The following is a 25,901-nucleotide window of genomic DNA, read 5'->3' on the forward strand; positions in this document are numbered from 1 at the left end:
CAACATAATCAGCCTTTCACCCTCCAACAGGGCGAATTCGACTTTTGCTGCAAGAGGCTGCCTTTCATGAATACTCCACGTTCCCTGTCCCTCGCCGTGCTGATGGCCCTGGCGTCCAGTTCGGCTTTCGCTTTCAACCTGAACGACGCCGTCAACGCTGCTTCGACCCTTCAGGGCAACAACAAAAGCGACGGCGCAGCAGTGGCGGCGGCCCCGCAGGCGGCGGGGTTGCTGAACACCCTGGGCACCCAGCTCAACGTCACCCCGCAGCAAGCGGTAGGCGGTACCGGCGCCATGCTCGCGCTTGCCAAGAACAAACTCGCCAGCGGCGATTATTCGCAGTTGACCAAGCAGGTGCCGGGCCTCGATTCGCTGTCAGGCGCCAATGCCTTGGGTGGCCTGAACGGCCTGGGTGGGCTGCTGGGCTCGGGCGGCAGCAGCAGTGCCGCCGGCCTGGGCAGTGCGCTTGATAACGTGAAGTCTGCGGCCGACATGAACAGCGCCTTCACCAAATTGGGCATGGACAGCGGTATGGTCGGCCAATTTGCGCCGGTGATTCTGCAGTATTTGGGGCAGCAAGGCGTGGGCGGGACGGTGCTCAAGAGCCTCGGCAGCATCTGGGGCACCGGTAACTGACATGCCGCTTTTTTGATAACTAGCAGTTCTGTATCGATGCCACAAGTTGACAGAACTGCTAGTTGGATTCTCGCCGTAAGTATTGCGTGGTGACGGATGTCCTCTTCACTGGCAGCAATCCAATTGGCCCGCCATCAGTCTCGATTATTGATCATCAACAGGGCTCAAAGCGTGCGCATCGTCGTCGTCCGCCGGACACAAGGTGGATTATCGTCCGGTGACCTATATCAGAAGAGCTTGAGCGTGCCACTTTTACTGAATTCAGTGCTGCTGGATCAGGTAATACGCGCCGTATCTCAAAGCCTTTGTGCGTGTATTGACTTGATCCGCTCGTCCTTGGCTTCCCACAACCCATTCACCCAGCCCTGCACCTTCTCGCGAAACACCGGGTCGCTTTCATAGCACCCTTCGACCAGCCCCCGCTCGATCGGCAGTGCGCGGATATCCACGATCACCTTGCTCACCGAGCCGCACAGCAAATCCCAGAACCCCGGAATCCGCCCATTCGGATACACCACGGTCACGTCCAGCACAGTGTCCAGTTGCTCCCCCAGCGCGGCCAGCACGAAGGCCACGCCGCCGGCCTTGGGCTTTAGCAGATAACGATAGGGCGATTGCTGCTCGTCGTGTTTGGCCTGAGTGAAGCGCGTGCCTTCGAGGTAATTGACGATGGTCACCGGCTGACGCTTGAACAGCGCGCAGGCGGCCTTGGTGATTTTCAGGTCTTCGCCCTTGAGCTGCGGGTGCTTGTCGAGGAAGGCCTTGGTGTAGCGCTTCATGAAGGGGTAGTCCAGCGCCCACCAGGCCAAGCCCAACAGCGGCACCCAGATCAGCTCTTTTTTCAGGAAGAACTTGAAGAACGGCGTGCGCCGGTTGAAGGCCTGGATCAGCGCCGGGATGTCGACCCACGACTGGTGATTGCTGACCACCAGATAGGAGCGGTCGATGTGCAAATGTTCGGCGCCACGGATGTCCCATCGGGTAGGGGTGCACAGGGCGAAGATCAGTTTGTCGACCTCGGCCCAGGTTTCGGCGAACCACATCACCGCCCGCGACGCGTGGTCGCGCCAGCGACCTCTCAACGCCAGTTTGATCACGGCGAAAATCAGCAGAGGGACGATCCAGAACAGCGTATTGAGGAGTAACAGCAGGCTGGCAGTCAGGCCAGTAAGCACGCGACGCATGGCGAAACTCGGGGTCATTGTTTTGGCCGGCAATGATAAGCAGGTCAGGGGCTTACGCCAATTCACCCGGTCGGCTTTAGCTAACTAAATTTTTACTTTTTATTAAAACGGCCACAGGCCATTCTTGCTGGAACCGCGAACCTCTTGGTGATGAGTGGTCTTATGCTGTTACTGCGTTTTGCCAGGCAAGGACGGCCGCGCGCGCCCATCGAGGAAATCCTTAAGTGAAATCGGTTTGTGTCCTGCTGTCGCTCCTGGTATTGCCGATCCTGGCCCTGGCTGGCGAAGACCCCGTACTGTATGGCCGTTACGAATACATCAAATTGCCGGAGATCGGCGAGACGCTCAAAGCCAAGATGGACACCGGCGCGCTGACCTCATCGTTGTCGGCCAGGAACATCCAGCGCTTCGAGCGAGACGGCGAGCAGTGGGTGAGTTTTCAGCTGGGCAGCGACAAGGACGACGCCAAGGTGTACGAGCACCGGCTGGCGCGCGTCGCCAAGGTCAAGAGCCGTATCGAAGAAGATGACGTCCGAGAGGCGGCCGAGGCGGCCGAGCGTCCGGTAATCGAGCTGAGCATGTGCATTGGCGAAGACAAGCAGACGGTCGAGGTCAGCCTGACCGATCGCAGCAACTTCACCTACCCGCTGCTGATCGGAGTCAAGGGGATGCGCGACTTCAACGCGGCGATCAACCCGATGCGGCGCTTTACGGCAGGACAGCCGGACTGCTCCTGACCCGGTGCATAGCCGCTCGTGAGCGGTCGCCTAGTGCTTGTGCGGTGGCATCGGGCCGCGTCGCACCAACAGCCCGCGCAGCCCCAGCCACGCCGGTAGCCCCAGCCCCACCCAGCTCAGCGTGTCCCAAGCGCCATCGCCCAGCAGCGCCGCGAACAACCCGGCGGCGCTCAGCAGCCCTATCGACACCGGCACCTTGAACACCGGCCACAGCCTGGGCTTGCGCTTGCTCATGGCGCCACCTCGAGCTGCGCCGCCGCCCGGCGTCGTACCCACCACAGATATACGCCACTGCCCAGGATAATGATCGTCAAGCCATCCAGCAGTGCCCACAGCACCTGCATCGGCAGCCCGCCGTAGTCACCGAAATGTAATGGCTGCGACAGCCCCATGGCATCCATGTACCAAGGCCGCTCGGCGACCGCAGTGACCTGCAAGGTAGGTGCGTCGATCAGCACCGGGGTCAGCAGGTGCGAGGTCAGGTGCGTGGCGCCTTTGAGGAAAACCGCATAGTGATGCGCGCTGGAAAACCGCGTGCCGGGGAAGGCGATGAAATCGGCGGTCATGCCCGGCGCGGCCTGTTCGGCTATCTCCAGCAAGCGTGTGGCCGGCGCACGCTGCACCAGCGGCGGCGCATCGCGGTAGGGCGCGACCATGGCGCTGAGGCTGTCGTTGCGCCAGGCGGCGATCAGCAGGTCGGCGCAGGCGCTCACCACCCCGGTGACGCCCACCACCAGCGCCCAGGTCAGCGTGACGATGCCCAGCAGATTGTGCAGGTCGAGCCAGCGCACCCGGCTCGACTTGTGCTGGCGCACGGTGGCGAAGTCCAGGCGGCGCATGAAGGGCGCATAGAGCACCACCCCGGAGACGATCGCCAGCACGAACAGCACGCCCATGAACGCCAGCAACAGCTTGCCCGGCAGCCCCGCGTACATGTCCACGTGCAGGCGCAGCATGACCATCATGAAGCCGCCGTTGGCCGACGGCATCGCCAGCGCCTGGCCGGTGCGCGCGTCGAGCATGAAGGTGTGGGACGAGTTGGGCTCGGTGTCGGCCGTGGCGGCGGTGATCGCCATCACGCCTTCAGGGGCGTCGTCATCCCAGCCGAAATACTGCACCACCTCGCCCGGGCGATGGCGCTCGGCGGCCTCGACCAGTTGCTGCAGGTCCAGGTGCGGGGTGCCTGCGGGCAGCGTGGCGAAAGTCGGCTCGTTGCCCAGCAGATGGTCGATCTGATGATGGAAGATCAACGGCAGGCCGGTGAGCGCCAGCAGCAGGAGGAAGAGCGTACAGATCAGGCTGGACCAGGTGTGGATGAAGGACCAGCGACGAATTGTTTTACTGTTCATTTCACAGGTGTCCAGAACGACAAAAGCCGCCCCTGAGGGCGGCTGGTGTGAGGCATCAGGTGATTACCACTTATAGGTGGCGCTGGCGACAACGCTGCGCTGGTCGCCGTAGTAGCAGTAGTAACCGTCGCAGGTGGAGATGTAGTCCTTGTTGAAGACGTTCTTCGCGGTTACACCAAGGGAGGCGCCTTTGAGCTTGCCGGACAGCGCGCCCAGGTCGTAGTGCGCCGAGGCATCGAATACGGTGTAGGCGTCGGCCTTGCCCAGCCAGGTGTTGGCCTGGTCGCCATAGGTGTTGCCAGTGTAGCGGGCGCCCGCGCCGATGCCGAAGCCGTTGAGTACGCCGTTGTGCCAGGTGTAGTCGGTCCACAGGGAGGCTTGTTGGTTAGGCATCAGTTGCAGACGGTTGCCTTTGTTGTCGCCTTTTTGGATGTCGGACTTGGCCAGGGTGTAGGCGGCGATCAACTTGATGTTGTCGGTCAGGTCAGAGATGGCTTCCAGTTCGAGGCCTTTGACTTTGACTTCGCCTTCCTGGCTGGTGATTGGCGTGCCGCTGGCGCTGTCGGTGACGGCGACGTTTTTCTGCGTCAGGTCATACACGGCGGCGGTCAGCAGAGTCTTGGAGCCGGGCGGCTGGTACTTGATACCCATTTCCCACTGCTTGCCCTGGGTCGGCTTGAACGAGCTGGTGGTGGTCATGTCCGCGCCCATGGTCGGCTGGAACGACTCGGCGTAGGACAGGTAAGGCACCACGCCCGAATCGAACACGTAGCTGACGGCCGAGTTCAGGCTGAAGTTGCTGTCTCGCGCGGTGTTGGTGGCATTGTCCTTGTTGAAGAACTTGGTGCCGGTGTGCACCCAATCTTCGCGACCGCCCAGGGTGAAGCGCCATTTGTCCAAGGCCATCTGGTCTTGCAGGTAAACGCCGGTCTGGGTGGTTTTCTGGTCGTAGTCGTAGAACGCAGTGGAGCGCGCAGGGCGAACGGTTGGCGTGGTGGTCACCGGGTCGTTGACGTTGATCGACGAGGCTTTGCCGAAGATCGACAGGTAATTGGTGTTGATGCGCTGCAGGTCGGCTCCCATCAGCAAGGTATGGCTGATATCGCCCGTGTTGAAGTCCGCCTGGAAGTTGTTGTCCAGGGCGAACTGGCTGATGTCTTCGTCGACGTTGGTGCTGCCGCGGCCGAGATTACCGTTGGCGTCCACGGTGTAATTGGGGAGACCCGAAATGTAGGAGTTGACGGTGACGGTCTGGAACGCGAGATCGGACTTGGTGTAGCGCAGGTTCTGGTGGAACTGCCACACGTCGTTGAAACGGTGCTCGAACGCATAGCCCAGCGCGTAGTAGGTGCGGTCGTAGTAGTCGTAGTCAGGATCGCCCAGGTTCTTGTGGTGGGAGATGTCGCCGAACGGGGTCTTGATCTTGGTGCCCTGAATCGGCAGGAACTGGCTGGTGGTGCCGGTATCGTCGCGGGTGAACTGGCTGAGGAAGGTCAGTTTGGTGTCCGGGTCGATGTTCCAGGTCAGGCTGGGGGCGATGTTGTAGCGCTTGTTGTCGACGTGGTCGATCTGGGTGCCACTGTCACGGATCACGCCGCTGATGCCGTAGAGGAAGCGGCCTTCGTCGTCGATCTTGCCGGTGCTGGCGAAATTGATCTGGCGCCAGTTGTCGCTGCCGTACTGCAGGGATATTTCGTGGCTGGTGACGTCGCTCGGGCGCCGGCTGACCATGTCGATCAGGCCGCCGGGAGGCGTCTGGCCGTAAAGCGAAGAGGCCGGGCCGCGCAGCAGGGAGAGGCGGTCCAGGTCCCAGGTTTCCATTTTCGGGTTGGCGTAGGTGCCTTTGGGCAGCGGCAGGCCATCGAGGAACTGGGTCGGCTCGAAGCCGCGTACGCGCATCCAGTCGTAGCGGGTGTCGCTGCCGTAGCTCGCCGAGACGATGCCGGGCATGTATTTGACGGCGTCTTCGAGGGTCTGCACGCCGCGGTCGTCCATCTGCTGGCGGGTGGCCACGGAGATGGAGCGTGGGGTTTCCACCAGTGCGGTGTCGGTCTTGGTCCCGGCCGCAGTACGGGTTGCGACGTAGCCCTCGACGGGCCCCCAGGCGCTTTCCTCGTTTGCGGCCGCATTGATGTCAGTCGACGGCAACGACACCGCCCCCACCGGCGCCGCCACCAAAGTGTAGGTACCGGCGCTGCTCTGCTGCAGCTGCAAGCCCGTGCCGTTCAATGCTGCCTGCAAGGCGCCCACCCCGCTGAATGACCCGCTGACCGGTGCCGAAGTGCGGCCGTTGGCCAGGCTCGGGTCCAGCGCCAGGGTAATACCGGCCTGGCTCGCGATTTGATTCAAGGTGCTGGCCAAGGGGCCGGCCGGCAGGGTGTAGCTGCGCACCGCGCCCTGCTCGGCAGCGTAGGCAACGGTGCCGGCCAACGGCAACGCCATGGCGATGGCAACGGCCAGCAAGCGAGGGCGTAACAGCGCGTTCATAGGGCGGGACATGCAGCAGCTCCTGGAAGGAAATAGGCGATTGCATGTGTGCCGGACGAGATCGAGAAAGTGATAGGGGGGAGGGAAATAATTTTTTTGGCAGGGTTTTTACGGTGTTCTTGTGCCCAGTTGCATCACTACACGTATTTGCAGCTTATTGTTTGGCCACTACCGTCACCCACCACGGCGTGCGCTGTTCGATCTGTACCGGCAAGGTAGTCGGGAGGGCCTTGAGAGCCAGGTTGGTGTCCTTGAGCGGAAAGCTGCCGGTGATGCGCAGGTCGGCGGCGTCGGGGCCGACGCCCAGGTGGCCGCGGCGATAGCGGCCCAGTTCATCGATCAGGTCGGCCAGGCGCACGTTGTCGACCACCAGCATGCCGCGGGTCCAGGCGTCGGCGCCGGGGCGCAGGGCCAGGGTGGCGTCGAGGCCGTCGCGGTGCAGCAGCACTTGTTCGCCTTCGTTGATGATGCGTTCGCCGCCAGCGGCTTGCGCCTGCGCTGCGACCGCAGAGTGCAAGACGCTCAGGCGGGTGCCATGGTCCTCGCGGCGCACCACGAAGCGCGTGCCCAGGGCGCGCATCTGGCCATCGTCGGTGGTGACGATGAACGGGCGCTGATCGTGATATTTGTGCCCGGTCTCGACGAGGATTTCGCCCTCGCGCAGCACGATCAGGCGTTGCTCGGCGCTGAAGCGCACGTCGATGGCGCTATGAGTGTTGAGGTTGATCACCGTGCCGTCGTCCAGTTGCACCACCTTTTGCTCGCCGGTGGCGGTGCGCTGGTCGGCCAGCCAGTAGCCCAGCGGCGCGGTGCGGTCGTTGGCGATCAACGCGACGGCGATCAGCGCGACCACCCCAGCCAAGCCCCCACCCAAGGTACGCACGCGCCGGCGGCTGCCCTCGCGCGATTGCAGCAGGGCCTTGCGCACCGGGCCGGTGGCGTTGCTGAAGCGTTGGTCGAGCATGCCCAGTTGCTGCCAGGCGCGGGCGTGCTCTTCATGGGCGGCGAGCCAGCGTATCAGGGCTTCGCGTTCAGGCGCGCTGAGGGGGCCGTCCAGGCGCAGCTGCCAGTTGATGGCGGCATCCAGCACGTGCGCCGAGACCGGAGCGCTGGCGGCATTCACGTCGGCTGGCCGTAGAGTGCCACGTAGCACTGGCGCATGCCTTGGGCGAGGTACTGGCGCACTCGCGGCACCGAGACCCCAAGTTGCTCGGCGATTTCGCCGTGGCTCAGGCCGTCGAGGCGATTGAGCAAGAAGGCGCTGCGGGCTTTGCTGGAGAGTTTGCCGAGCAGTGCGTCGATGGCCTTGAGGTCTTCGAGGATCAACTGGCGGTCTTCGGGGGAGGGCTGTTCGGCCTCCGGCAGGCGCATCAGTTCGGCCAGGTAGGTCTGTTCCAGGGCGGCGCGACGGAAATGGTCGAACAGCAGGCCCTTGGCGATGGCCAGCAAAAACGCCCGAGGTTCGCGCGGGGTGTCCAGGCGCTCGCGGCCCAGCAGGCGCACGAAGGTATCCTGGCTGAGGTCCTCGGCACGCTGCGGGCAGGCGATGCTGCGCTTCAACCAGGCGAGCAGCCAACTGCGGTGGTCGCGGTAAAGCGTACCGATCAACTCGCGCTGAGGGCTCTGGGCAATGGACAAGGCGGTCCCCGGAAACAAAATGTTATAAATAACGAGAATTGTTCGCGATTGTGGCAGGGGGTTCCGGAAGGTGCAATAGGGCTCTGTCGGAAGATTCTGGGCATGCAAGGATCGAGTCGATCACACCGACGGCGCCTGCTGATGCCGGCGCCACTGGTTCAGGCGATCTTCCAGCAGCACGGGGCTGTCGATGCCCTGGCGCCGTGCGTGGCTGAACAGAATCATGCACAGCTCGGCAGTCACCAACGCATCGGCACTGGCGTGATGGCGCTCCTCGACGTGCAGGGCGAAGTGCTCGACCCAGTTGTCGAGGCCCGCCAGGCGCCCGACCTGATCGGGAAACAGCATGGGCGCGATGTCCGCGACGTCGAGCCAGCGATGGGCGGATTTGTAACCGAGGTTTTCCTTGAGAGCCTTGCCCAGCATGTGTTGGTCGAACCAGGCGTGGAAGGCCAGCAGCGGGCTGTCGCCGACGAACTCGAGAAACTCCAGCAGCGCTTCTTTCGGCTCACTGCCGGCGGCCAGCGCGCTGGGGCTCAGGCCATGGATCAACACGCTGGGGGCGGTCTTGTTGCTGCTGTATTGCAAGGTCCGCTCGAAGCCGGCACCCAGGTCGATGGCGCCATCCTCGATCACCACCGCGCCGATGGACAATAGGCAATCGCGGCTCAGGTTCAGGCCGGTGGTTTCGGTATCGACCACCACCCAACGCTGGCGGCGCAGGCTCTGGTCACTCGGTGCGGCCGGAGCGGGTAAGGCCAGCAGGCGGGCTTGCTGTTCGGCGCTCAACAGGGGAGCCGCACGACGAAGCCAACTGGGCAGGCGGGCCAGCAAACTCACAGCTGATACCTCAGGGCCAGGCTGCTTTGCAGGCGCTTGGCCTGGCGCAGCGATTCGCGCAGGATGCGCCGGTCGAGGTCGTTGAGGCTGTCCGGGTCCATGCGGTTGGAGTACGGACGGTTCTCGCGGGCCTGACGCTGGTGCTGCTGCATGCGGCTTTGCTGGATGAACTGATAGGCCTCTTCAAAGGCAGCGCCGTCCAGTGCATCGATGACTTCCTTGAGCACCAGTTGGCGCAGGCGCTCCATGGTGTTGCTGGCGTCGATGCCGTGGGCCAGCGCCAACAGGCGCGCACCCTCGACGAAGGGCGTCAGGCCATCGGCCTTGAGATCCAGGGTGGCGACCCGATCGGCACCGCGGCGCACCAGCACGAACTCGCGGAAACGCCCCACCGGCGGGCGCAGGCGCAGGGCGGTCTCGGCCAGCATGCGCTGGAACAGCTTGTTGTCCGCCACCTGATCGAGCATGCCTTGGCGCAGGCGCGCGCAACCGGTGTCGTCGCCCCACACCGAACGCAGGTCGAAATAGATGCTTGAACTCAGCAAGTGCTCCGGGGTGGCCTCGCGGATGAAGCCGGCAAAGCGCCGCGCCCATTCGACCCGCGACAGGCACAGCTCGGGGTTGCCAGCCATGATGTTGCCGCGGCACAGGGCGAAGCCGCACTGCGCCAGGCGCTGGTTGATCTGCTGCGCCACCGGCAGCAGCAAGGTGCGAAAGGCCGCCGCCTCGGCATCGTCCCGGGCCTCGAAGAGGATGCCGTTGTCCTGATCGCTGTACAGGGTCTGCTCGCGCCGCGCTTCGCTGCCGAAACACAGCCAGGTGAACGGCACGCCGGGATCGCCCATCTCTTCGAGCGTGAGTTCGATGACCCGGCAGGTGGTGTGGTCGTTGAGCTGGGTGATGATGCGGGTAATCTGGGTCGACGAGGCGCCGAACGCCAGCATGCGCTCGACCAGTTGGCTGATCTCTCTGCGAATCGCCACCAGCGCCTCGATCCGGGTGGCGTTGCGGATGGTGCGCGACAGGTGCACCAGGTCGACGCGTTGCAGGGAGAACAGGTCGCGCTCGGAAATCACACCGCACAGCACCCGATCACGAACCAGGCAGATGTGCGCGATATGCCGCTCGGTCATGGCCATGGCCGCGTCGAAGGCGCTGGCTTCCGGGCTCAGGTAGAACGGCTCGGGGATCATGTAGTCGGCGATCGGCTGGGTGAAGTCGCCCGTGCCGTCGGCCACCACCTGGCGCAGGTCGCGCAGGGTAAAAATGCCCCGCGGGAAGCGCAGCTCGTCGATCACCGCGATGCTGCCGACCTGGTGCTCGTTCATCAGCGCCACCGCATCGCGCAGGGGCAGCTGCGGGCCGCAGGTGACCGGGTGCCGCATGGCCAGATCGCCCAGGCGGGTGTTGAGCGAATACTGGGTGCCGAGGGTCTCCACGGCCTGGCGCTGGACCTGCTGGTTGACCTGATCGAGCAGGCTGCTGACCCCGCGCAGGGCGAAGTCGCGAAAGGTGCTCGACAGCGCGAACAGTTTGACGAACGCAGCCTTGTTGAGCTGCAGGCAGAAGGTATCTTCGGCGGCCAGGTGCTCGGTGCGGGTCGCGCGTTCGCCGAGCAGGGCGGCCAGCGGGAAGCATTCGCCGGTGGTGATTTCGAAGGTGGTCTCGGTGCCGCGCCTGGCCGAGTGCGGGCGTTCGCCGACCACGCGGCCCTGCTTGACGATATAGAAGTAGTCAACCGGGCCATCGGCAGGCTTGATGATGCTCTCTTCGGCGGCATAAAAGCACAGTCGGCACTGCTCCACCAGATAGGCCAGGTGCGCGTGTTCCATCTGGTTGAAGGGCGAGAAGCGCTGGAGGAATTGCAGCGTGCCATGGATGTTCTGCTGCACCGCGGTCTTGCCGGCCTTGCTGAAGGCCTCTTCGTCTTTGGTCATGACTGCGGTCGCCTGTGGTGCTTGAGCAGTGGTCGCCAGCGGGTGGCGTTTTTTATAGTTGTACGATGACAGTCTAAAAAAAAAGCTTCTAGAACGCTACGATCCTACGCATCATGCAACACCAGCGCATCGATCCGACAGAGGGTGATGGCGGATTGAGATTGCGCGGGTCTGAAACCAATGCAGTTACCTTTGGCTTTCTGTTTGCCGAGAGACGTATGACCGACCACGATCCTGAGCTGCTGAGCGATGCCGAGCGCGAGGCCCTGAGTGAAGCGATGCTCGCCCCGAGCCTGCCGCCGCTGCGTGCACTGGTGGTGGATGACGATGCCGATTCGCGGGACTTGATGGCGCAGATCCTCGAGCTCCACGATATCGCCTGCGTGACCGCCGGCTGCGCCGAAGAGGCGTTGCGACTGATCACCGACCGCTCCATCGGCCTGCTCATCACCGATCTGCGCATGGGGCCCATGAATGGCCTGGAGCTGATCCGCAAGGTGCGCGAATCGGAGCGGGCGGCATTGCCGATCATCATCATTTCCGGCGACGCCGGGGTGAAGGACGCGATCGCAGCCATGCATTTGAGCGTAGTGGATTTTTTGCTGAAGCCGATCGACGCGTTGAAGCTGGTGAAGCTGGCGCGGCGGGAGTTGGGGTTGTAGGCAGTCTGCAATGGGTATGTTTATTTCACTGGCCTCTTCGCGGGCAAGCCTTGCTCCCACTGAGTAAACAGGTCCAACGGCGTACCTCCGTGGGAGCAAGGCTTGCCCGCGAAGAGGCCGTCAGCCATCACCAAGATCCATTTGACGTGAGTCCCGTGGCTTTGTAGTCTGTATACAGAACACTGTATCTAAACAGGCGCACTGGCCCATGCACAAGATCCCTTCCCAAACGCAACTGGTCGAGCAGGTCTACGAGTCGATCCTCGATGCCATCTGCCAAGGCACCCTGCAGCCCAACGAGCGGGTCACTCAGGAAGGTCTGGCCGAGCAACTGGGCGTGTCGCGCCAGCCAATCCTGCAGGCTTTCCAACTGCTCAAGCGCCAGGGCTTTATCGAAGAATCCGGGCGCAAGGGCGTCATCATCACCCCGCTGGACCCGCAGAAGCTGGTGCAGCTGTATCAGGTGCGGGCCGCCCTCGACGCGCTGGCGGCCCGGGGCGCGGCACGGCGGGTGTACGATCTCGGCCCCGAAACTTGCGAGGCCGAGGGGCACGCCTTGATCGCCGCCGGGCGCCAGGCCGCCGCCGGGCAAGACCTCAACGCCCTGCTGCGCCTGGACATGGCCTTCCACCAGTGGCTCTACCAGCTCTCGGGCAATCCGATGATCGCCGAAACCACTGCGCTGCACTGGCAGCATATCCGCCGCACCATGAGCTCGGTGCTCAAGCACGAGGTGCGCTCCTTCGACAGCGTCTGGGACGAGCACCAGGCCATCTTGCAAGCCGTACTCATTGGCGACGAGGACCGTGCCGGGTTCCTCGCCCAGCAGCATGCCGAAAGCGCAGCCGAACACCTGGCGCGGATTCTGGAGGGCTCGGAACACGCGTCCAAACGCAAGCAGGCCTGATGGCCTGCGCAACACTCCCTGGAGACACTCATGAAGCTGACACAAGAACAAATCGAAGCTTATGAAACCGACGGCTACATCCTCCTCGAAGGGCTGTTCAGCCCGGACGAGGCGGCCGTGATGAAGTCCCGTCTGCCACGTTTGTTCAAGCTCGATCGCGATGAGGTGATCAAGGAAAAAAGCGGCGCCGTGCGCACCGTGTTCGCCGCCCACACCTTTGACGAGGTGTTCGCCCGCGTGGCCCGCCATCCCCGGCTCATCGATCCGGCGCGACAATTGCTCGGCAGCGACGTGTACATGCACCAGTTCAAGGTCAATGCCAAGGCCGCGTTCAACGGCGACGTGTGGCAATGGCACCAGGATTTCGGCACCTGGCACGAGGACGACGGCATGCCCGAGGCGCGGGCCATGAACGTCGCGGTGTTCCTCGACGAGGTCAACGAATTCAACGGCCCGCTGATGTTCATTCCGCGCTCCCACAAACGCGGGCGCATCGAGGCCAGCCACGACCGCAGCACCACCAGTTATCCGCTGTGGACGCTGGATAACGCCAAGGTCGCCGAGCTGGTGGCCGAAGGCGGCATCGTCGCGCCCAAAGGTCGGGCGGGTACCGTGCTGATTTTCCAGAGCACGCTGGTGCATGCCTCGTCGCCAAATCTGTCGCCTTGGGATCGCAACACCCTGTACGTGACCACCAACTCGGTGGACAACGCCATCACTCGCTTCAAGCGCCCGGACTTTATCGCCCATCGCGACTTCACGCCGATCGAAACGCTAGACGATCACTGCCTCGCCGGTTTCGACCAGGCGGTGGCCTGATGAGCCCGCGCATGCACGGCAAGACCGTGATCGTCACCGGCGCCGGGGCCATTGCCGACGGCATGAGCAATGGTCGCGCTGCCGCGTTGCTGTATGCCCGTGAAGGCGCGCGGGTGCTGGCGGTGGACCGCAATCTGGCCAGCGCCGAGCAGACGTGCGCGATGATCCGCGAGGAAGGCGGGCAGTGCGAAGCCCATGCCACCGATGTCGCGCACAGCGCCGAGGTGCAGTGCATGGTGGCTGCGGCCATGGACTATTTCGGCCGCATCGATGTGCTGCACAACAACGTCGGCATCGCCGAAACCGGTGGCCCGGTAGAGGCCAGCGAGGAGAGCTGGAATCGCCTGGTGGCGGTCAATCAGACCAGTTTGTTCCTGACCTGCAAGTTCACCTTGCCGGTCATGGAGCAGCAGCGCAGCGGCGTGATCGTCAATATCGCCTCGGTGGCGGCGCAGCGTTGGCTGGGCTTTCCTTATGTGGCCTATACCGCGACCAAGGCGGCGGTGATTGCCCTGACCCAGAATGTCGCCGCGCAATATGCGGCGGCGGGAATTCGCGCCAATTGCGTGTCGCCCGGGTTGATGGACACGCCGATGGTGCGCGCGTCGCTGACCGCAAGTTACGGCGGCAATATCGACAGCATGCTCGATACCCGCCATTCGCAATGCCCGATGGGCTTTATGGGCGATGCCTGGGATGTGGCCAATGCGGCGCTGTTTTTAGCGTCGGATCAGGCGCGGTATATCACCGGGATCAATCTGGTGGTGGATGGGGGGCTGATGCTCAAGTGTGCCTGATGGATCTTCATTGATAGTGAGGGCGCTTTCGCGGGCAAGCCTTGCTCCCACAGGTGTACGACTCTGTGGGAGCAAGGCTTGCCCGCGAAGACGTCAGTCCAACCAACATCAAATTCTCAGTAGTAAGGAACCCCTTGGATGCTGGCCATCTTCAACGTCGCTTTCCCCGTATTTGGCCTGATTTTCGTCGGCTTCTGGTGGTGGATGGGGGGCTGATGCTCAAGTGTGCCTGATGGATCTTCATTGATAGTGAGGGCGCTTTCGCGGGCAAGCCTTGCTCCCACAGGTGTACGACTCTGTGGGAGCAAGGCTTGCCCGCGAAGGCGTCAGTCCAACCAACATCAAATTCACAGCAGTAAGGAGCCCCCCTGGATGCTGGCCATCTTCAACGTCGCTTTCCCCGTATTCGGCCTGATTTTCGTCGGCTTCTTCTGTCGCAAGCGCAATATCCTGGGGCCCAACGCCTCCAGTGAACTGAACCGTTTCGTGATCTTTCTGGGCCTGCCGTCGCTGCTGTTCGAGTCGATGTCACGCCTGGCGTCGGTGCAGTCCCTCAATCTCGGCTATATCGCTGCATTCGGCCTCGGCATGGCCGGGGTATTTGGGCTCACCTTGTGGATAAGGCTGCGCAGCCGGGCGCACTTCATCGATGCGACCATCGACGCCTTGGGTGCGGCCTATCCCAACTCCGGGTTCCTGGGCATTCCGTTATGCCTGCTGACGTTCGGCGATCAGAGCATGCCGCCGGCGGTGATCGGCACCTTGATGACCGCCTGCCTGCTGTTCGCCGTAGCGATCATCATGATCGAGAGCTATCGCCAGGCCGAAAAACACCTGGGCCGCACGCTGCTCAAGGTGGGGGGCTCATTGCTGCGCAACCCGGTGATGCTGGCGCCGCTCTTCGGTGCGCTGGTGGCCGCCAGCGGCTGGCAGATGCCCAGTGGCCTGCGGCAGTTGTTCCAGTTTCTGGGGGCGGCGGCGGGGCCCTGCGCGCTGGTGTCGATCGGTCTGTTCCTGGCCGCGTCCAAGCCGCAGCCGGGGGACGCCAGAACAGTATTTTTGCTGGTGCTGTGCAAATTGATTCTGCAACCGTTGCTGACCGCCTGGCTGGCCTTCAAGGTGTTCGACATGCCGCCGATGTGGGCGTGGGCGGCGCTGCTGCTCAGTGCCCTGCCGATCGGCAATGGGCCGTTCATGCTGGCCGAACTGTTCGAGCGCGAGGCCAACACCATGTCGCGCTCGATATTGATTTCGACGCTGCTGTCGCTGGTGACGGTGTCGATTATTCTGGCCATGATTCCTGCGGTGTAGATGCCTGGGGTGTGCAGGCTTGCCGGATCGAGAGTCGAACGCCTGTGGGGCAAGTCCATGTGTTCGGGCAAACCGTGCCGGCCCCTTCGCCAGCAAGCTGTCCTCCCACAGGTGTACGGCTCAGGCCCGGTTTGCGCTGTGGGAGCAAGGCTTGCCCGCGAAGGGCCCGCTTGTTCAACACAGCAATCCCTCGCCTTCCGCCAGCTGCGACCTCAACGGCGCAATCTCCAGCCGGCGCAAGATCCGGTACAGCGACGGTCGGCAGATCCCCAACTCCCGCGCGGCGGCGGTCATGTTCCAGCGGCACAGCTTGAGCACCTGCAGCACGTTGTGGCGTTCCTCGGCGCTTTTGTCCACCCGCATGTCCACCGGCACCCGCTGACGTAACGGCGTGACGTTGGCGAACCCTGTAGCGAGGGGCCGCGTGTTCGGCGCCGAATAAGGCGCAGTGCCTGTGCGGATCTCGGGAGCAGGCTGCAGCGCTGCAGCCCCAGCGAACTCCTCCGGCAGATCATGCCGCTGAATCCGCGACCCTTCCATCACCGCGCAGGCATACCGAATCACCGCACGCATCTGGCGCAGATTACCGGGCCACGGATGGTTCATCAGCACGCCCCACACGTCATCGGCGATCGCCTGGCGCGGATCGCGCTCAGGCATCTCGGCCGCCACCATGCTGCAAATCAGGTCGGCGCGGTCAGTGCGCTCGCGCAGGGCCGGTAGATGCACAACGCCGGTGGCGATGCGATAGAACAGATCTTCCCGAAATTCCCCGGCCTTGATCCGCGCGGACAGGTCCTGGTGCGTGGCGCAGATCAGCGCGAAGTCCACTGGAATCGACTGTTCGGCACCCAGCGGGGTGATCTCGCGTTCGGCGATCACCCGCAGCAGACGGGTCTGCTGCTCGTATGGCATGTCGCCGATCTCGTCGAGGAACAGCGTGCCACCGTCGGCTTGCAGGACCTTGCCCTTCTTGCCGCCCGGCAAGGCGCCGGAAAACGCGCCGCGGGCGTAGCCGAACAGCTCGCTCTCGATCAGGGTTTCAGGGATGGAGGCACAATTGAGCGACACCAGATTGGCGCGGCGGGTCTGTTGATTGTGCAGGTGCAGGGCGCGGGCGAGGACTTCCTTGCCGGTGCCGGTTTCGCCCTGGATCAATACAGCGATACCACGCTCCATCAGGCGCAGCGCGCGGCGAAAGGCCTGGCGCACTTGCGGATCGCGGTCGTTGGCAATATCACAATCGGCTAAAACGATGGACGGGGGTACGGCACGCGTAGGTAGAGCGTGGTTTGCAGACATCAGCGGTCACCTTGTTGTTTTTATATAGCTCGTGACTATCGCGAGTCGACGCGCTTGTGGCGCAACGGGCTCGGTGGCTTACGCTTCCTACAATAGGTAGGCACACCGATCTTTTCCAATACATAATCGGGCAGCCATTGATACCTTCCGGAGCAATGATGATTGAGCTACGCCACCTCGAATACTTCCGCACCCTGGCCGAGACCCTGCATTTCGGCCGTGCGGCGCAGCGTCTGCATATCTCCCAGCCGCCGTTGTCACGGCAGATCGCGCTGCTGGAGGAAGAGCTGGGGGTCAAGTTGTTCGATCGCTCCAGCCGCCGCGTCGAGCTGACTGACGCCGGCCAGCGCTTCTATCTGGACACCGGCACGGTATTCGCGGCGTTCGAGCAGGCCAAGCGCAACGCCCTGGCGGCGGCACGGGGCGAGGCCGGTGAATTGTCGGTGGGCTTCATGATGTCCACAGCCTACAGCGTCACCCCGGCCATCACACGGCGCTATGCGGCGTTGTACCCGCAGGTCACCCTCAAGCTGACCGAAACGCTGCCCATGGACCTGGCGGCGGACATCAGCAGCGGCCAGAAGGACGTCGCCATCATGTATCGCCCTCAGGATTGCACCGGGCTGGAGACTGCCAGTGTGTACAGCGAGGAGATGATGCTGGTACTGCCGCCGGGGCACGCCCTGCTTGATTACGACGTGGTGGAGCCGATGCAATTGGCCGGCGAGCCGTTCATCATCGTGCCCCGGCACATCGCGCCGGCGCTGCACGATATGATCGTCAATTACTGCCTGCAACATGGCGTCACGCCGACGGTCGCCATGGAAATCAACATGCAGCAGACCATCGTCAATCTGGTGGGCGAGGGCATGGGCATCGCCATCGTGCCGCGCTCGATGCGCAACATGCGCCTGGCGACCACGACGTTCCGGCCGCTGAAGAACGCGCCGATGATCGAGGTGGTTGCGGTGTGGAAGCACGACAACCATAACCCGTGCATCAGCTCGTTTATCGACAGCGCGCGGCTGGCGGGGCAGGAGGCGGAGGTCAATCGCGCGGCGCAGGGGTGATCGCGGCCGCGGGACTGGCCCAGTGGCGAGGGGTTTTGTGCATTGGTAGGTGGTTTTGCGGGGTGGGCGGATGGCCCCTTCGCGGGCAAGCCTTGCTCCACAGCAGCTTTAGAGTCCTACGCTTGTGGGAGCAAGGCTTGCCCGCGAAGAGGCCCTCACCGCCCCATCAAATCTCCAGAATCCCAGAGGCCATAAACCCCCCATCCACCGGGATCACATGCCCGCTGATATACGACGCATCATCCGACGCCAAAAACGCCACCGCCCCTGCCATCTCTGCCGGCGTGCCGTAGCGTTTCAAGGGCACCGCGCGGGCATATGAAGCGCGCGTCTCGGGCGAGTGCAGCGCCTGGGTCAGCGGCGTATCCACCGGGCCTGGAGCGATGCCGTTGACGGTGATGCCGTATTCCGCGAGTTCGATCGCCATCTGTTTGGTCAGGCCGATCACCGCTGCCTTCGACGTGCCATACGCGGTGCGTCCGGCGCTGGCGCGCATGCCGCTGATGGAGGCGACGTTGACGATCCGACCCCAGCCGTTGCTGCGCATCAGGCGCGCCGCGTGTTGCCCGCACAGCAGGGTGCCGGTCAGGTTGATGTCGAGCACGCGCTGCCAGTTGTCCAGCGGGTAGTCGATAAAGGGCAGGGTCTTGGCGATGCCGGCGTTGTTGACCAGCACGTCGCAGCGGCCGTGGCTGCGCTCCAGGTCGGCGAAGACGCTGGCGATGGACTCGGGGTTGCCGACGTCGATGGCCATGGCCAGCGCTTCGATGCCGTTGGCGCGCAGGCCGGCGACCATTTCCTCGGCGGCGGCCAGGTTGATATCGGCCACCACCACGGTGTGACCGTCCTCGCCGAGACGCTGGGCGATGGCAGCACCGATGCCCATGGCGGCGCCGGTCACCAGTGCGACACGGCCTACGGCGGATTGACGATACTGCTGGGCTGCTTGAGTCATGAGGTTGCTCTCTTTTGTATTTATTCAGGGCGTAGCGATGCCGTCGGGGCTCGCGCCGCGCTGCGGGAATCTGTGTCGAAGTCGTCGGGGGCAAGCCCCCTCGCTACAGGGTCAGCGGTGAATCATGTAGCGAGGTGGCTCGCCTGCGAAAAAGGCCAGCCAATGCGGGCTACAAAAAGCCGATGGAAATCCACGGGAAGCACGCCACGATGACCAGCGCGACGATCAACGCCGCCAGGTAACTCCAGACCTTGCGGATGACGTTGTCCGAGCTCACCTTGCTGATCGCGCAGGCCGCATAGAAACCCACCCCCAGGGGCGGCGCGAACAGGCCGATGCCCATGGCCAGGATTACCACCATGGCGTAGTGCACCGGGTGGATGCCGAGCATCTCCGCGAGCGGGAACATCAAGGGCCCGAACAGCACGATGGCGGGGATGCCCTCCAGCACGCTGCCGAGGATCAGGAAGGTGACGATGGTCACCAGCATGAAGGTGAACTTGCCGCCTGGCAGGTCGGCGATGATGTCCACCAGGTTGGCCGAAAAGCCCGACTGGGTCAGCGCCCAGGCCATGGCCGAGGCCATGCCGATGATCAACAGGATCGATCCCGACAACGCCGCCGCTTCGAGCATCATCGGGTACACGCGCTTGAATTCGATGTGGCGCATGAACAGGTGCATCACCAGGCCGACCATTACCACATAGGCGACGCCGATGGTCGATACCTCGGTGGCCGTGGCCGCGCCTTCGAGCACGGCGATACGGATCAGCAACGGCAAGGCCAGGGCCGGCAAGGCGATGCAGAAGGTCTTGAGCACCGTGCCCATGGGCGCGCGCTGGACGTCCGGTTTGGCCTCGTTGCGTGAGCGCCACCAGCACACCAGGGCGATGACCACGGTGCCGACCACGGCCGGCATCAGCCCGCCGATGAACAGGGCGGTGATCGACACGCTGCACACCGCGCCAATGGTGATCAGCACCAGGCTCGGGGGGATGGTCTCGGTCATTGCGCCAGTGGCCGCCAACAGCGCCGCCAATTCTTCAGGCTTGGAGCCGCGTTTTTTCATTTCCGGAAACAGCGCCGGGGCGACGGCTGCCATGTCGGCAACCTTGGAACCGGAAATCCCCGACACCAGAAACATCGCCCCCAGCAGTACGTACTGCAAGCCGCCGCGCACGTGGCCGAGCAACGAGGCCATGAAGTCGATCAGGGTCTTGGCCATGCCCGACAGCTGCAACACCACCCCCAGCATCACGAACAGCGGCACGGCCAGCAGCACCATGTGCGACATGCCTTCGTCCATGCGGCTGACCACGATCGACATCGGCGCGTGGGTGACCAGCGCCAGGTACGCCATGGTCGCGGTGCCGAAGGCGAAGGCGATCGGGATGCCGCCGAACACACAGGCGCCCAGCAGCACCATGAAAAACACTACCAGGTTGAAGTTGCCGATCTGCCCGAGCAACGGCTGGGCCAACCACAAACCGCCAGCGACGGCGGCAATCAGCAGCAGGCCAGCGCCGAACTGGCGCACTGTGGTACAGCGCGCCATACGCGCCACCGCCGCCAGCAACATCAACACTGCGCCCACCGGCAAGGCCGCCGCCCGCAGGCCGTCGGGAATACCCAGGGCCGGTGTGGTGATGACCATCTGTTCAGTGGCGTGATGCATGGCCGGGGTGATGATCATCGCCACGAAAATGCACACGATCATCGCCGACAGCGTCTCGCTGAAGGCCCGCCAGTTGGCCGGCAGCTTATTGACGATGGCCGACATGCGCATGTGCTCACCGCGGTCCAGCGCCAGCACCGCGCCGAACATCGCCAGCCAGATGAACAGCGATGAGGCGAGTTCATCCGACCACATCAACGGGCTGTGCAGCAGGTAGCGCGAGATCACCCCCGCCAGCAGCACACCGGTTTCAACCACCATCAGCACCACGGCCAACAGGCCGACGATGCGCATTGCCCAGCGGTTAAGGCAGATCAGCACCCGGGCCGGCAGGCGCGATGAAGCAACGGAGGCCGAAGCGACGTGGGTGTTCATGCCAGCTTCCCGGCGTACTTCTCGAGAATCGCCCAGGCGTCGTCACCGAAGGTCTTTTTCCAGTCGGCGTAGTAGCTGGTCGAGGCCAGCTTGGCGCGGAACGGCTCAGGTGGCGCTTCGACGATTTCCAGGCCCTTGCCCTTGAGGGTGTCGCGGATGCTGCCTTGCAACTTGGCCAGGTCTTCGCGCTGGGCGAGGATGCCGGCATTGATGTGCTTGGTGACGATCGCCTGTTGCTCGGCCGAAAGCTTGGAGAAGTTGGTCTTGTTGCCGAGCATCCAGAAGCCGTCCCACACGTGGTTGGTCAACGAGCAGTATTTTTGCACTTCGTAGAGCTTGGCCGAGTCCACCAGGGTCAAGGGGTTTTCCTGACCTTCGACGACCCGCGTCTGCAGGGCCGAATACACCTCGGCGAAGTTGATGGCGGTCGGCGCGGCGTCGAACGCCTTGAAGATCGAGGTAAGGATCGGACTCGGCGGCACGCGCAGCTTCATGTCCTTCAGCGCGTCGGGGGTGGCCACCGGCCGGGTACTGGTGGTGGTCACGCGGTAGCCGTTGTCCCACATTTTTTCGAAGGCGAACAGCTTGCCATCGTCGGCCTTGGCGATCTGTGCGCGCACGTGGGCGCCCAGATCACCGTCCATGGCTTTCCAAACGGTGTCGTAGTCCTTGAAGGCAAAGCCGATGGCGCTGATCTGCACGGCGGGCACCAAGGTGCCGAGGATGACTGGCGACAGCGAGAACAGATCGACTGCGCCGGAACGTACTTGCGCGAGGGTGTCGGTATCGCTGCCCAGTTGGCTGCTGGGGAACACCTGGAGAATCACCTGGCCGTCGGTTTCTTCCTTGATGGCCTTGGCCATCTTGCGCGCCTGCACGTTCATGGGGTGGGTCAGGGGCAGGTTGTTGGCGTACTTGAGGGTGATGACATCGGCGCCAAGGCTGCTCGAGCTGTACAGCCCGAGGCTTCCTGCCGCTGCGGCCGCCGAGGCGAGAGAGGCGGTCTTGAGGAAGCTGCGGCGCGAGAAATCTGCCATGTGGGACTCTCCATTGTTTTTGTTGTTGTAGTTGTCGACTGATCGCGGCTGCACGATCCAGGTAATGGGTTATAGCAAATCAGGTGCCAGCGTCGGCATGGCCAGTGGCCTGTTATCGACGATCTGCCCTTTCGGTGACTAACTGACTGTTAATCAATGGGTTTTCAAATTTGTTGCTGCTTGTGTCTGTGAACCAGGCGACGAGCACAAGGCGACAGGTGTCTCCCGGAGTGTCACCGCCCAGGCGTCCAGGGAGACACATTCAGGTGTCACCCCCATCGCCGGTGACACTGCTGTAACCCCCGTGCCATCGGCCCCGAGGCCCGCCCGAGCGGCTTGGCACCGGTCTTGCTATCGCCCTTGCAACAACTCTAACAAGGGGCCCACCTCATGCATTCGCCTGTTATCACCGGCTGGTATCACTCGCCGTTCGGCAAGTTCGATCAACTCGACCCCGAGCAGATGATGGCCGATGCTGCCATCGCCGCGCTGCAACATGCCGGCCTCGATGCCGAGCAGATCGACTCGGTGCACGTCGGTCATTTCAACGCCGGATTCCTCTATCAGGATTTCCCCTCGACGCTGCTTGCCAATCATATTCCGGCGTTGCGCTTCACCCCGGCGGTGCGGGTCGAGAACGCCTGCTCCACCGGCTCGGCGGCGATCCACTCGGCGCTGCAATCGGTGCTCAGCGGCCAGGCCAGACATGCTTTGGTGGTGGGCTTCGAGAAGATGAACACGCTGCCCACCGCCGAGGTCGGCGAGATTTTGCTCAAGTGCTGCTACACCCGCGAGGAGGCCGATATCGAAGGCGGTTTCGCCGGGGTGTTCGGGGTGATCGCGCAGGATTATTTCGACCGCTATGGCGACCAGTCCGATGCCCTGGCGATGATTGCGGCGAAGAACCACGCCAATGGCGCCTTGAACCCGTTCGCCCATATGCGCCGTGATTTCGGCTATGACTTCTGCCGCACGCCCTCTGAGAAAAACCCCTTCGTGGCCGGGCCGCTCAAGCGCACCGATTGTTCGTTGATCACCGATGGCGCCGCAGCGCTGGTGATCAGCCGCGAAGACCTCGCGGGTGATCGGCCCCAGGCGATTCGCTTCAGGGCGGCGGTGCAGGTCAACGACTACATGCCGCTGTCGCGCCGCGATCCGACCTGGTTCGAGGGTGCCTCGCGGGCCTGGCAGAAGGCCCTGCAGGAAGCGCAGTTGAGCCTTGGTGACCTGTCGCTGGTCGAGACCCACGACTGCTTCACCATCGCCGAGCTGCTGGAATACGAGGCCATGGGCCTGGCCGAGCGAGGCCAAGGCGCACGGGTGATTCAGGAAGGCATCAGCCGCAAGGACGGGCGCTTGCCGATCAATCCGTCGGGCGGGCTCAAATCCAAAGGTCATCCGATTGGCGCTACCGGGGTGTCGATGCACGTAATGGCGGCCATGCAGCTCACTGGTCAGGCCGGCGACATGCAATTGCCGACGGCCGACCGCGCCGGGGTGTTCAACATGGGCGGTGCGGCCGTGACCAACTACGTCAGCATCCTGGAGTCGATCAAGTGAGCGCGCTCAATACGGGTATCGATAACGTCATGAACCTGGGCGAATTGCTGGCGCAAGTGGCCCGGCGTTTTCCCGATGCGCCGGGGTTCATTCGCGGTGACCAGCAAGTGTCGTGGTCGCGGATCGCCGAGCGGGTCGACTGCGTCGCGGCGGCCTTGCGCGCTCGCGGGCTAGTGAAGGGCGACAAGTTGCTGGTGCATTCGCGCAACAACCTGGCGCTGTTCGAAAGTGCCTGGGTGGCGTTCCGCCTCGGTGTGGTGTGGGTGCCCACCAACGTGCGCATCACGCCGCCAGAGGCCGCCTATCTGGGCAGTTCCAGCGGTGCGGTGGCGATGCTCTATGACGAGGGCTTCGAGCACTACGTGGCGGCCGTGCAAGCCGCTTCGCCGGTCTTGCAGCAGGTGATCGCCATCGGTCAGCCACAGGCTGGCGAGCTCAGCTACGACGGCCTGCTGGAGGAGGGTGCCAGCCTGCGTGCGGCATTCCGGCCGGCCGAGGTCACCTATCACGACCCGCTGTGGTTCTTCTATACCTCGGGCACCACGGGCTACCCCAAGGCCGGCATCCTTACCCACGGGCAGATGGCGTTCGTCATCACCAACCACATCGCTGACTTGATGCCGGGTCTTAACCATCACTCGCGCTCGCTGGTGGTCGCGCCGTTGTCCCATGGTGCCGGGATTCACGCGCTGGTGAACGTCGCCCGCGGCGCCGCCAGTGTCCTGCCGGCGGGCGAGAAGCTCGACTGCGACGAGGCCTGGCGCCTGGTGCAGGAGCACCGCATCGACAACCTGTTCACCGTGCCGACCATCGTCAAGATGCTCACCGAGTGCCCGGAGGTCGACCACTACGATCACAGCAGCCTCAAATACGTGATCTATGCCGGCGCGCCGATGTACCGCGCCGATCAGCGCCGCGCCCTGCACAAACTGGGCAAGGTGCTGGTGCAGTACTACGGCCTGGGCGAGGTGACCGGCAACATCACCGTGCTGCCGCCGGAATTCCACGAGGCCGAAGACGTGCCTGGCGCCCGTATCGGCACCTGTGGCTTCCCGCGCACCGGTATGCAGGTGGCGATTCTCGATGACGATGGCCAGCCGCTCGAGCAGGGCCTTGACGGCGAGATCTGCGTGCGCGGGCCGGCGGTGTTCAGCGGTTATTACAACAATCCCGAAGCCAACGAGAAGACCTTCAAGCACGGCTGGTTCCACACCGGCGACCTCGGTCACCTCGACGAGGAGGGCTTTTTGTACATCACCGGGCGCGCGTCCGACATGTACATCTCGGGGGGCTCCAACGTTTATCCGCGCGAGATCGAAGAGGCGTTGCTCACCCACCCGGCGGTCAATGAAGTGGCCGTGCTCGGTTTGCCCGACGAGAAGTGGGGCGAGTGTGGTTGCGCGGTGATCGTTACCACTGGTGAGGTCAGCGACGCCGAGTTGTTGGCCCATCTGGAGCCGCGCATCGCCCGCTACAAGTGGCCCAAGCAGTTTGTGCGTTGGACCGAGATGCCCAAGTCGGGCTACGGCAAGATCGTCAAGAAGAACATTCGCGTGCTCCTCGAAGAGCGCAAGGAGCTAGCGTAATGACCCCGCATTTCACTCAGCGTGGCGATGTCCGGACCTTTCATCATGAAGGCGCACAACAACTGCCGCGGGTGCTCGATTGCGAAGTGCCGCACAGCGAGGAACTGCGCATCGTGCTGCCGTTGGCGACGGCGGTTGGGCCGGAGCTGATTCGGATTCTGTCGGGGCGGCGCTTCAGCAGTGCCGTCGGCAGGATACTGTGCGGTGGCGCGTCCCACCTCAGCTACCACCGCATGGTCGAGACCGGCTCGGTGGCGCGGCCATTCGATTACGGCGCGCCCGTGGTGCTGGATGGCTACATCACTTTTATCAGCGGGGCGCTGACGGTCGGCCGTGATCCGGCGGGCAAGCCGCTGCTGCACTGCCATGCGGGGTTTATCGACCGCGAAGGCAATCAACATGGCGGGCACCTGGTGCTCGACAAGCTGGTGGTGGGCAGCGAGCCGCTGATCATTCGTCTGTGCCTGTTCGATCAGGTGGCGTACCAGCAGCAGCCCGACGACGAAACCCATTTCAACTTGCTCCACCCGGTGGTTCAGGAGGCGTCATGAGTGCAGTGATCTTGGAGCAGGAATCGTCGGTACAGAGCGGCAAGCTCGGGCGTTTGGTGGTGGCGCGGTTGAAGCCTAACGAGGACCTGGTCGAAAGCGCCGAGGCGCTGTGCGCGGCCCATGGCATCCACACGGCGGTGGTGCGTGGCGGGCTGGGCAGTTTGATCGATGCGCGCTTGCAGTATCTGGGGCGCAGCGGCATGAAGACCATTGAGGTCGCCGGGCCGGGCGTGGAGATTCTGAGCATCAGCGGCGAGGTGCGCGCCGGGGAGACGCAGTTACAGGCGGTGGTGGCGGATGCCGATGGCAAGCTCTATGCCGGGCGGATGGAGCGCGGGCACAACTTGTCGTTCATCACCATCGAGCTGACGTTGCAGGAGTGGTTGCCGGATTGAGTCCGGCTTCAACTCGTCGGTGATGCGACTGGCGCTTTCGCGAGCAAGCTTTGCTCCCACAGTGTGTACATGCGCAGCGTCGTACGCCTGT

The 25,901-nt window shown here is 63.4% G+C and carries 24 protein-coding genes; 12 read left to right on the forward strand and 12 right to left on the reverse strand.

The window, feature by feature from the left end; translation table 11 throughout:
- The first annotated feature begins 66 nt into the window (after window positions 1-66).
- Window positions 67-636: a DUF2780 domain-containing protein gene (locus LIX93_RS12415; protein WP_226504327.1), complete on the forward strand. Its 570-nt coding sequence runs from the start codon at window positions 67-69 to the stop codon at window positions 634-636.
- A 296-nt stretch (window positions 637-932) separates the two neighbouring features.
- Here LIX93_RS12415 and LIX93_RS12420 read toward each other — a convergent pair whose 3' ends face one another.
- Window positions 933-1,820: an acyltransferase gene (locus LIX93_RS12420; protein WP_226504328.1), complete on the reverse strand. Its 888-nt coding sequence runs from the start codon at window positions 1,818-1,820 to the stop codon at window positions 933-935.
- 224 nt (window positions 1,821-2,044) lie between these two features.
- Between LIX93_RS12420 and LIX93_RS12425 the strand changes: the two genes are divergently transcribed.
- A complete protein-coding gene (locus tag LIX93_RS12425; protein WP_226504329.1) occupies window positions 2,045-2,557 on the forward strand; it encodes an ATP-dependent zinc protease in 513 nt (170 codons plus the stop codon).
- Window positions 2,558-2,587: 30 nt separating this feature from the next.
- On the opposite strand, the gene LIX93_RS12430 is transcribed toward LIX93_RS12425, so the two are convergent.
- The 7 genes from LIX93_RS12430 to LIX93_RS12460 all read right to left on the reverse strand — a co-directional run bounded on the left by LIX93_RS12430 (window position 2,588) and on the right by LIX93_RS12460 (window position 10,808).
- Complete coding sequence (locus LIX93_RS12430; RefSeq protein ID WP_226504330.1) at window positions 2,588-2,791, reverse strand: hypothetical protein; 204 nt, start codon at window positions 2,789-2,791, stop codon at window positions 2,588-2,590.
- The gene (locus LIX93_RS12435; protein ID WP_226504331.1) at window positions 2,788-3,906 is read right to left on the reverse strand and encodes a PepSY domain-containing protein; all 1,119 of its coding nucleotides are present in this window, start codon (window positions 3,904-3,906) and stop codon (window positions 2,788-2,790) included. Before LIX93_RS12435 ends, LIX93_RS12430 begins: the two co-directional genes overlap by 4 nt.
- A gap of 63 nt (window positions 3,907-3,969) precedes the next feature.
- Window positions 3,970-6,405 carry a TonB-dependent siderophore receptor gene (locus LIX93_RS12440; RefSeq protein ID WP_226504332.1) on the reverse strand — a complete coding sequence of 812 codons (2,436 nt, stop codon included), beginning with the start codon at window positions 6,403-6,405 and terminating at the stop codon, window positions 3,970-3,972.
- Window positions 6,406-6,547: 142 nt separating this feature from the next.
- Window positions 6,548-7,516: a FecR family protein gene (locus LIX93_RS12445; RefSeq protein WP_226504333.1), complete on the reverse strand. Its 969-nt coding sequence runs from the start codon at window positions 7,514-7,516 to the stop codon at window positions 6,548-6,550.
- Window positions 7,513-8,031, reverse strand: a complete 519-nt coding sequence (locus LIX93_RS12450; protein WP_226504334.1) for an RNA polymerase sigma factor — start codon at window positions 8,029-8,031, stop codon at window positions 7,513-7,515. The genes LIX93_RS12445 and LIX93_RS12450 overlap by 4 nt, the downstream gene beginning before the upstream one ends.
- A gap of 120 nt (window positions 8,032-8,151) precedes the next feature.
- Entirely contained in the window at window positions 8,152-8,871 is a 720-nt protein-coding gene (locus LIX93_RS12455; RefSeq protein ID WP_226504335.1) for a 3'-5' exonuclease, read from the reverse strand.
- Window positions 8,868-10,808 carry a DUF294 nucleotidyltransferase-like domain-containing protein gene (locus LIX93_RS12460; RefSeq protein ID WP_226504336.1) on the reverse strand — a complete coding sequence of 647 codons (1,941 nt, stop codon included), beginning with the start codon at window positions 10,806-10,808 and terminating at the stop codon, window positions 8,868-8,870. Before LIX93_RS12460 ends, LIX93_RS12455 begins: the two co-directional genes overlap by 4 nt.
- Window positions 10,809-11,026: 218 nt before the next feature.
- Here LIX93_RS12460 and LIX93_RS12465 point away from each other — a divergent pair, with 218 nt between their 5' ends.
- The 5 genes from LIX93_RS12465 to LIX93_RS12485 all read left to right on the forward strand — a co-directional run bounded on the left by LIX93_RS12465 (window position 11,027) and on the right by LIX93_RS12485 (window position 15,304).
- Window positions 11,027-11,470 (forward strand): response regulator, encoded by a 444-nt coding sequence (locus tag LIX93_RS12465; RefSeq protein WP_226504466.1) that lies wholly within the window; start codon window positions 11,027-11,029, stop codon window positions 11,468-11,470.
- A gap of 208 nt (window positions 11,471-11,678) precedes the next feature.
- Window positions 11,679-12,377, forward strand: coding sequence for a GntR family transcriptional regulator (locus tag LIX93_RS12470; protein ID WP_226504337.1), 699 nt, complete (start codon window positions 11,679-11,681; stop codon window positions 12,375-12,377).
- A gap of 30 nt (window positions 12,378-12,407) precedes the next feature.
- Complete coding sequence (locus LIX93_RS12475; RefSeq protein WP_226504338.1) at window positions 12,408-13,196, forward strand: phytanoyl-CoA dioxygenase family protein; 789 nt, start codon at window positions 12,408-12,410, stop codon at window positions 13,194-13,196.
- A complete protein-coding gene (locus tag LIX93_RS12480; RefSeq protein WP_226504339.1) occupies window positions 13,196-13,993 on the forward strand; it encodes an SDR family oxidoreductase in 798 nt (265 codons plus the stop codon). The genes LIX93_RS12475 and LIX93_RS12480 overlap by 1 nt, the downstream gene beginning before the upstream one ends.
- Before the next feature lie 372 nt (window positions 13,994-14,365).
- Complete coding sequence (locus LIX93_RS12485) at window positions 14,366-15,304, forward strand: AEC family transporter (protein WP_226504340.1); 939 nt, start codon at window positions 14,366-14,368, stop codon at window positions 15,302-15,304.
- Window positions 15,305-15,478: 174 nt separating this feature from the next.
- Here LIX93_RS12485 and LIX93_RS29565 read toward each other — a convergent pair whose 3' ends face one another.
- A complete protein-coding gene (locus LIX93_RS29565) occupies window positions 15,479-16,606 on the reverse strand; it encodes a sigma 54-interacting transcriptional regulator (protein WP_260524747.1) in 1,128 nt (375 codons plus the stop codon).
- 158 nt (window positions 16,607-16,764) lie between these two features.
- Here LIX93_RS29565 and LIX93_RS12500 point away from each other — a divergent pair, with 158 nt between their 5' ends.
- Complete coding sequence (locus tag LIX93_RS12500) at window positions 16,765-17,676, forward strand: LysR family transcriptional regulator (RefSeq protein ID WP_226504341.1); 912 nt, start codon at window positions 16,765-16,767, stop codon at window positions 17,674-17,676.
- Between the two features lie 166 nt (window positions 17,677-17,842).
- On the opposite strand, the gene LIX93_RS12505 is transcribed toward LIX93_RS12500, so the two are convergent.
- The 3 genes from LIX93_RS12505 to LIX93_RS12515 form a co-directional block, all read right to left on the reverse strand.
- Window positions 17,843-18,631 carry a 3-oxoacyl-ACP reductase family protein gene (locus tag LIX93_RS12505; RefSeq protein ID WP_226504342.1) on the reverse strand — a complete coding sequence of 263 codons (789 nt, stop codon included), beginning with the start codon at window positions 18,629-18,631 and terminating at the stop codon, window positions 17,843-17,845.
- Between the two features lie 169 nt (window positions 18,632-18,800).
- Window positions 18,801-20,681: a TRAP transporter large permease subunit gene (locus LIX93_RS12510; protein WP_226504343.1), complete on the reverse strand. Its 1,881-nt coding sequence runs from the start codon at window positions 20,679-20,681 to the stop codon at window positions 18,801-18,803.
- Complete coding sequence (locus LIX93_RS12515; protein WP_226504344.1) at window positions 20,678-21,718, reverse strand: TRAP transporter substrate-binding protein; 1,041 nt, start codon at window positions 21,716-21,718, stop codon at window positions 20,678-20,680. Before LIX93_RS12515 ends, LIX93_RS12510 begins: the two co-directional genes overlap by 4 nt.
- A 390-nt stretch (window positions 21,719-22,108) precedes the next feature.
- On the opposite strand from LIX93_RS12515, the gene LIX93_RS12520 reads away from it, so the two are divergent.
- The 4 genes from LIX93_RS12520 to LIX93_RS12535 are packed head-to-tail and all read left to right on the forward strand — an operon-like array spanning window position 22,109 to window position 25,810.
- A complete protein-coding gene (locus tag LIX93_RS12520) occupies window positions 22,109-23,278 on the forward strand; it encodes an acetyl-CoA acetyltransferase (protein ID WP_226504345.1) in 1,170 nt (389 codons plus the stop codon).
- Window positions 23,275-24,864 (forward strand): acyl-CoA synthetase, encoded by a 1,590-nt coding sequence (locus tag LIX93_RS12525; RefSeq protein WP_226504346.1) that lies wholly within the window; start codon window positions 23,275-23,277, stop codon window positions 24,862-24,864. The genes LIX93_RS12520 and LIX93_RS12525 overlap by 4 nt, the downstream gene beginning before the upstream one ends.
- Entirely contained in the window at window positions 24,864-25,415 is a 552-nt protein-coding gene (locus tag LIX93_RS12530) for a hypothetical protein (protein ID WP_226504347.1), read from the forward strand. Before LIX93_RS12525 ends, LIX93_RS12530 begins: the two co-directional genes overlap by 1 nt.
- Complete coding sequence (locus LIX93_RS12535; protein WP_226504348.1) at window positions 25,412-25,810, forward strand: PPC domain-containing DNA-binding protein; 399 nt, start codon at window positions 25,412-25,414, stop codon at window positions 25,808-25,810. Before LIX93_RS12530 ends, LIX93_RS12535 begins: the two co-directional genes overlap by 4 nt.
- Window positions 25,811-25,901 lie beyond the last annotated feature (91 nt).

This window comes from Pseudomonas sp. MWU16-30317 (genome assembly GCF_020515695.1).
Classification (GTDB): Bacteria; Pseudomonadota; Gammaproteobacteria; order Pseudomonadales; family Pseudomonadaceae; genus Aquipseudomonas.

Bases quoted from the DNA above. Each gene is read 5' to 3' on its own strand.
- LIX93_RS12415 (WP_226504327.1), top strand. From the start codon at position 67: ATGAATACTCCACGTTCCCTGTCCCTCGCCGTGCTGATGGCCCTGGCG.
- LIX93_RS12420 (WP_226504328.1), bottom strand. From the start codon at position 1,820: ATGCGTCGCGTGCTTACTGGCCTGACTGCCAGCCTGCTGTTACTCCTC.
- LIX93_RS12430 (WP_226504330.1), bottom strand. From the start codon at position 2,791: ATGAGCAAGCGCAAGCCCAGGCTGTGGCCGGTGTTCAAGGTGCCGGTG.
- LIX93_RS12435 (WP_226504331.1), bottom strand. From the start codon at position 3,906: ATGAACAGTAAAACAATTCGTCGCTGGTCCTTCATCCACACCTGGTCC.
- LIX93_RS12440 (WP_226504332.1), bottom strand. From the start codon at position 6,405: ATGTCCCGCCCTATGAACGCGCTGTTACGCCCTCGCTTGCTGGCCGTT.
- LIX93_RS12460 (WP_226504336.1), bottom strand. From the start codon at position 10,808: ATGACCAAAGACGAAGAGGCCTTCAGCAAGGCCGGCAAGACCGCGGTG.
- LIX93_RS12465 (WP_226504466.1), top strand. From the start codon at position 11,027: ATGACCGACCACGATCCTGAGCTGCTGAGCGATGCCGAGCGCGAGGCC.
- LIX93_RS12470 (WP_226504337.1), top strand. From the start codon at position 11,679: ATGCACAAGATCCCTTCCCAAACGCAACTGGTCGAGCAGGTCTACGAG.
- LIX93_RS12475 (WP_226504338.1), top strand. From the start codon at position 12,408: ATGAAGCTGACACAAGAACAAATCGAAGCTTATGAAACCGACGGCTAC.
- LIX93_RS12480 (WP_226504339.1), top strand. From the start codon at position 13,196: ATGAGCCCGCGCATGCACGGCAAGACCGTGATCGTCACCGGCGCCGGG.
- LIX93_RS12485 (WP_226504340.1), top strand. From the start codon at position 14,366: ATGCTGGCCATCTTCAACGTCGCTTTCCCCGTATTCGGCCTGATTTTC.
- LIX93_RS29565 (WP_260524747.1), bottom strand. From the start codon at position 16,606: ATGTCTGCAAACCACGCTCTACCTACGCGTGCCGTACCCCCGTCCATC.
- LIX93_RS12500 (WP_226504341.1), top strand. From the start codon at position 16,765: ATGATTGAGCTACGCCACCTCGAATACTTCCGCACCCTGGCCGAGACC.
- LIX93_RS12505 (WP_226504342.1), bottom strand. From the start codon at position 18,631: ATGACTCAAGCAGCCCAGCAGTATCGTCAATCCGCCGTAGGCCGTGTC.
- LIX93_RS12510 (WP_226504343.1), bottom strand. From the start codon at position 20,681: ATGAACACCCACGTCGCTTCGGCCTCCGTTGCTTCATCGCGCCTGCCG.
- LIX93_RS12515 (WP_226504344.1), bottom strand. From the start codon at position 21,718: ATGGCAGATTTCTCGCGCCGCAGCTTCCTCAAGACCGCCTCTCTCGCC.
- LIX93_RS12520 (WP_226504345.1), top strand. From the start codon at position 22,109: ATGCATTCGCCTGTTATCACCGGCTGGTATCACTCGCCGTTCGGCAAG.
- LIX93_RS12530 (WP_226504347.1), top strand. From the start codon at position 24,864: ATGACCCCGCATTTCACTCAGCGTGGCGATGTCCGGACCTTTCATCAT.
- LIX93_RS12535 (WP_226504348.1), top strand. From the start codon at position 25,412: ATGAGTGCAGTGATCTTGGAGCAGGAATCGTCGGTACAGAGCGGCAAG.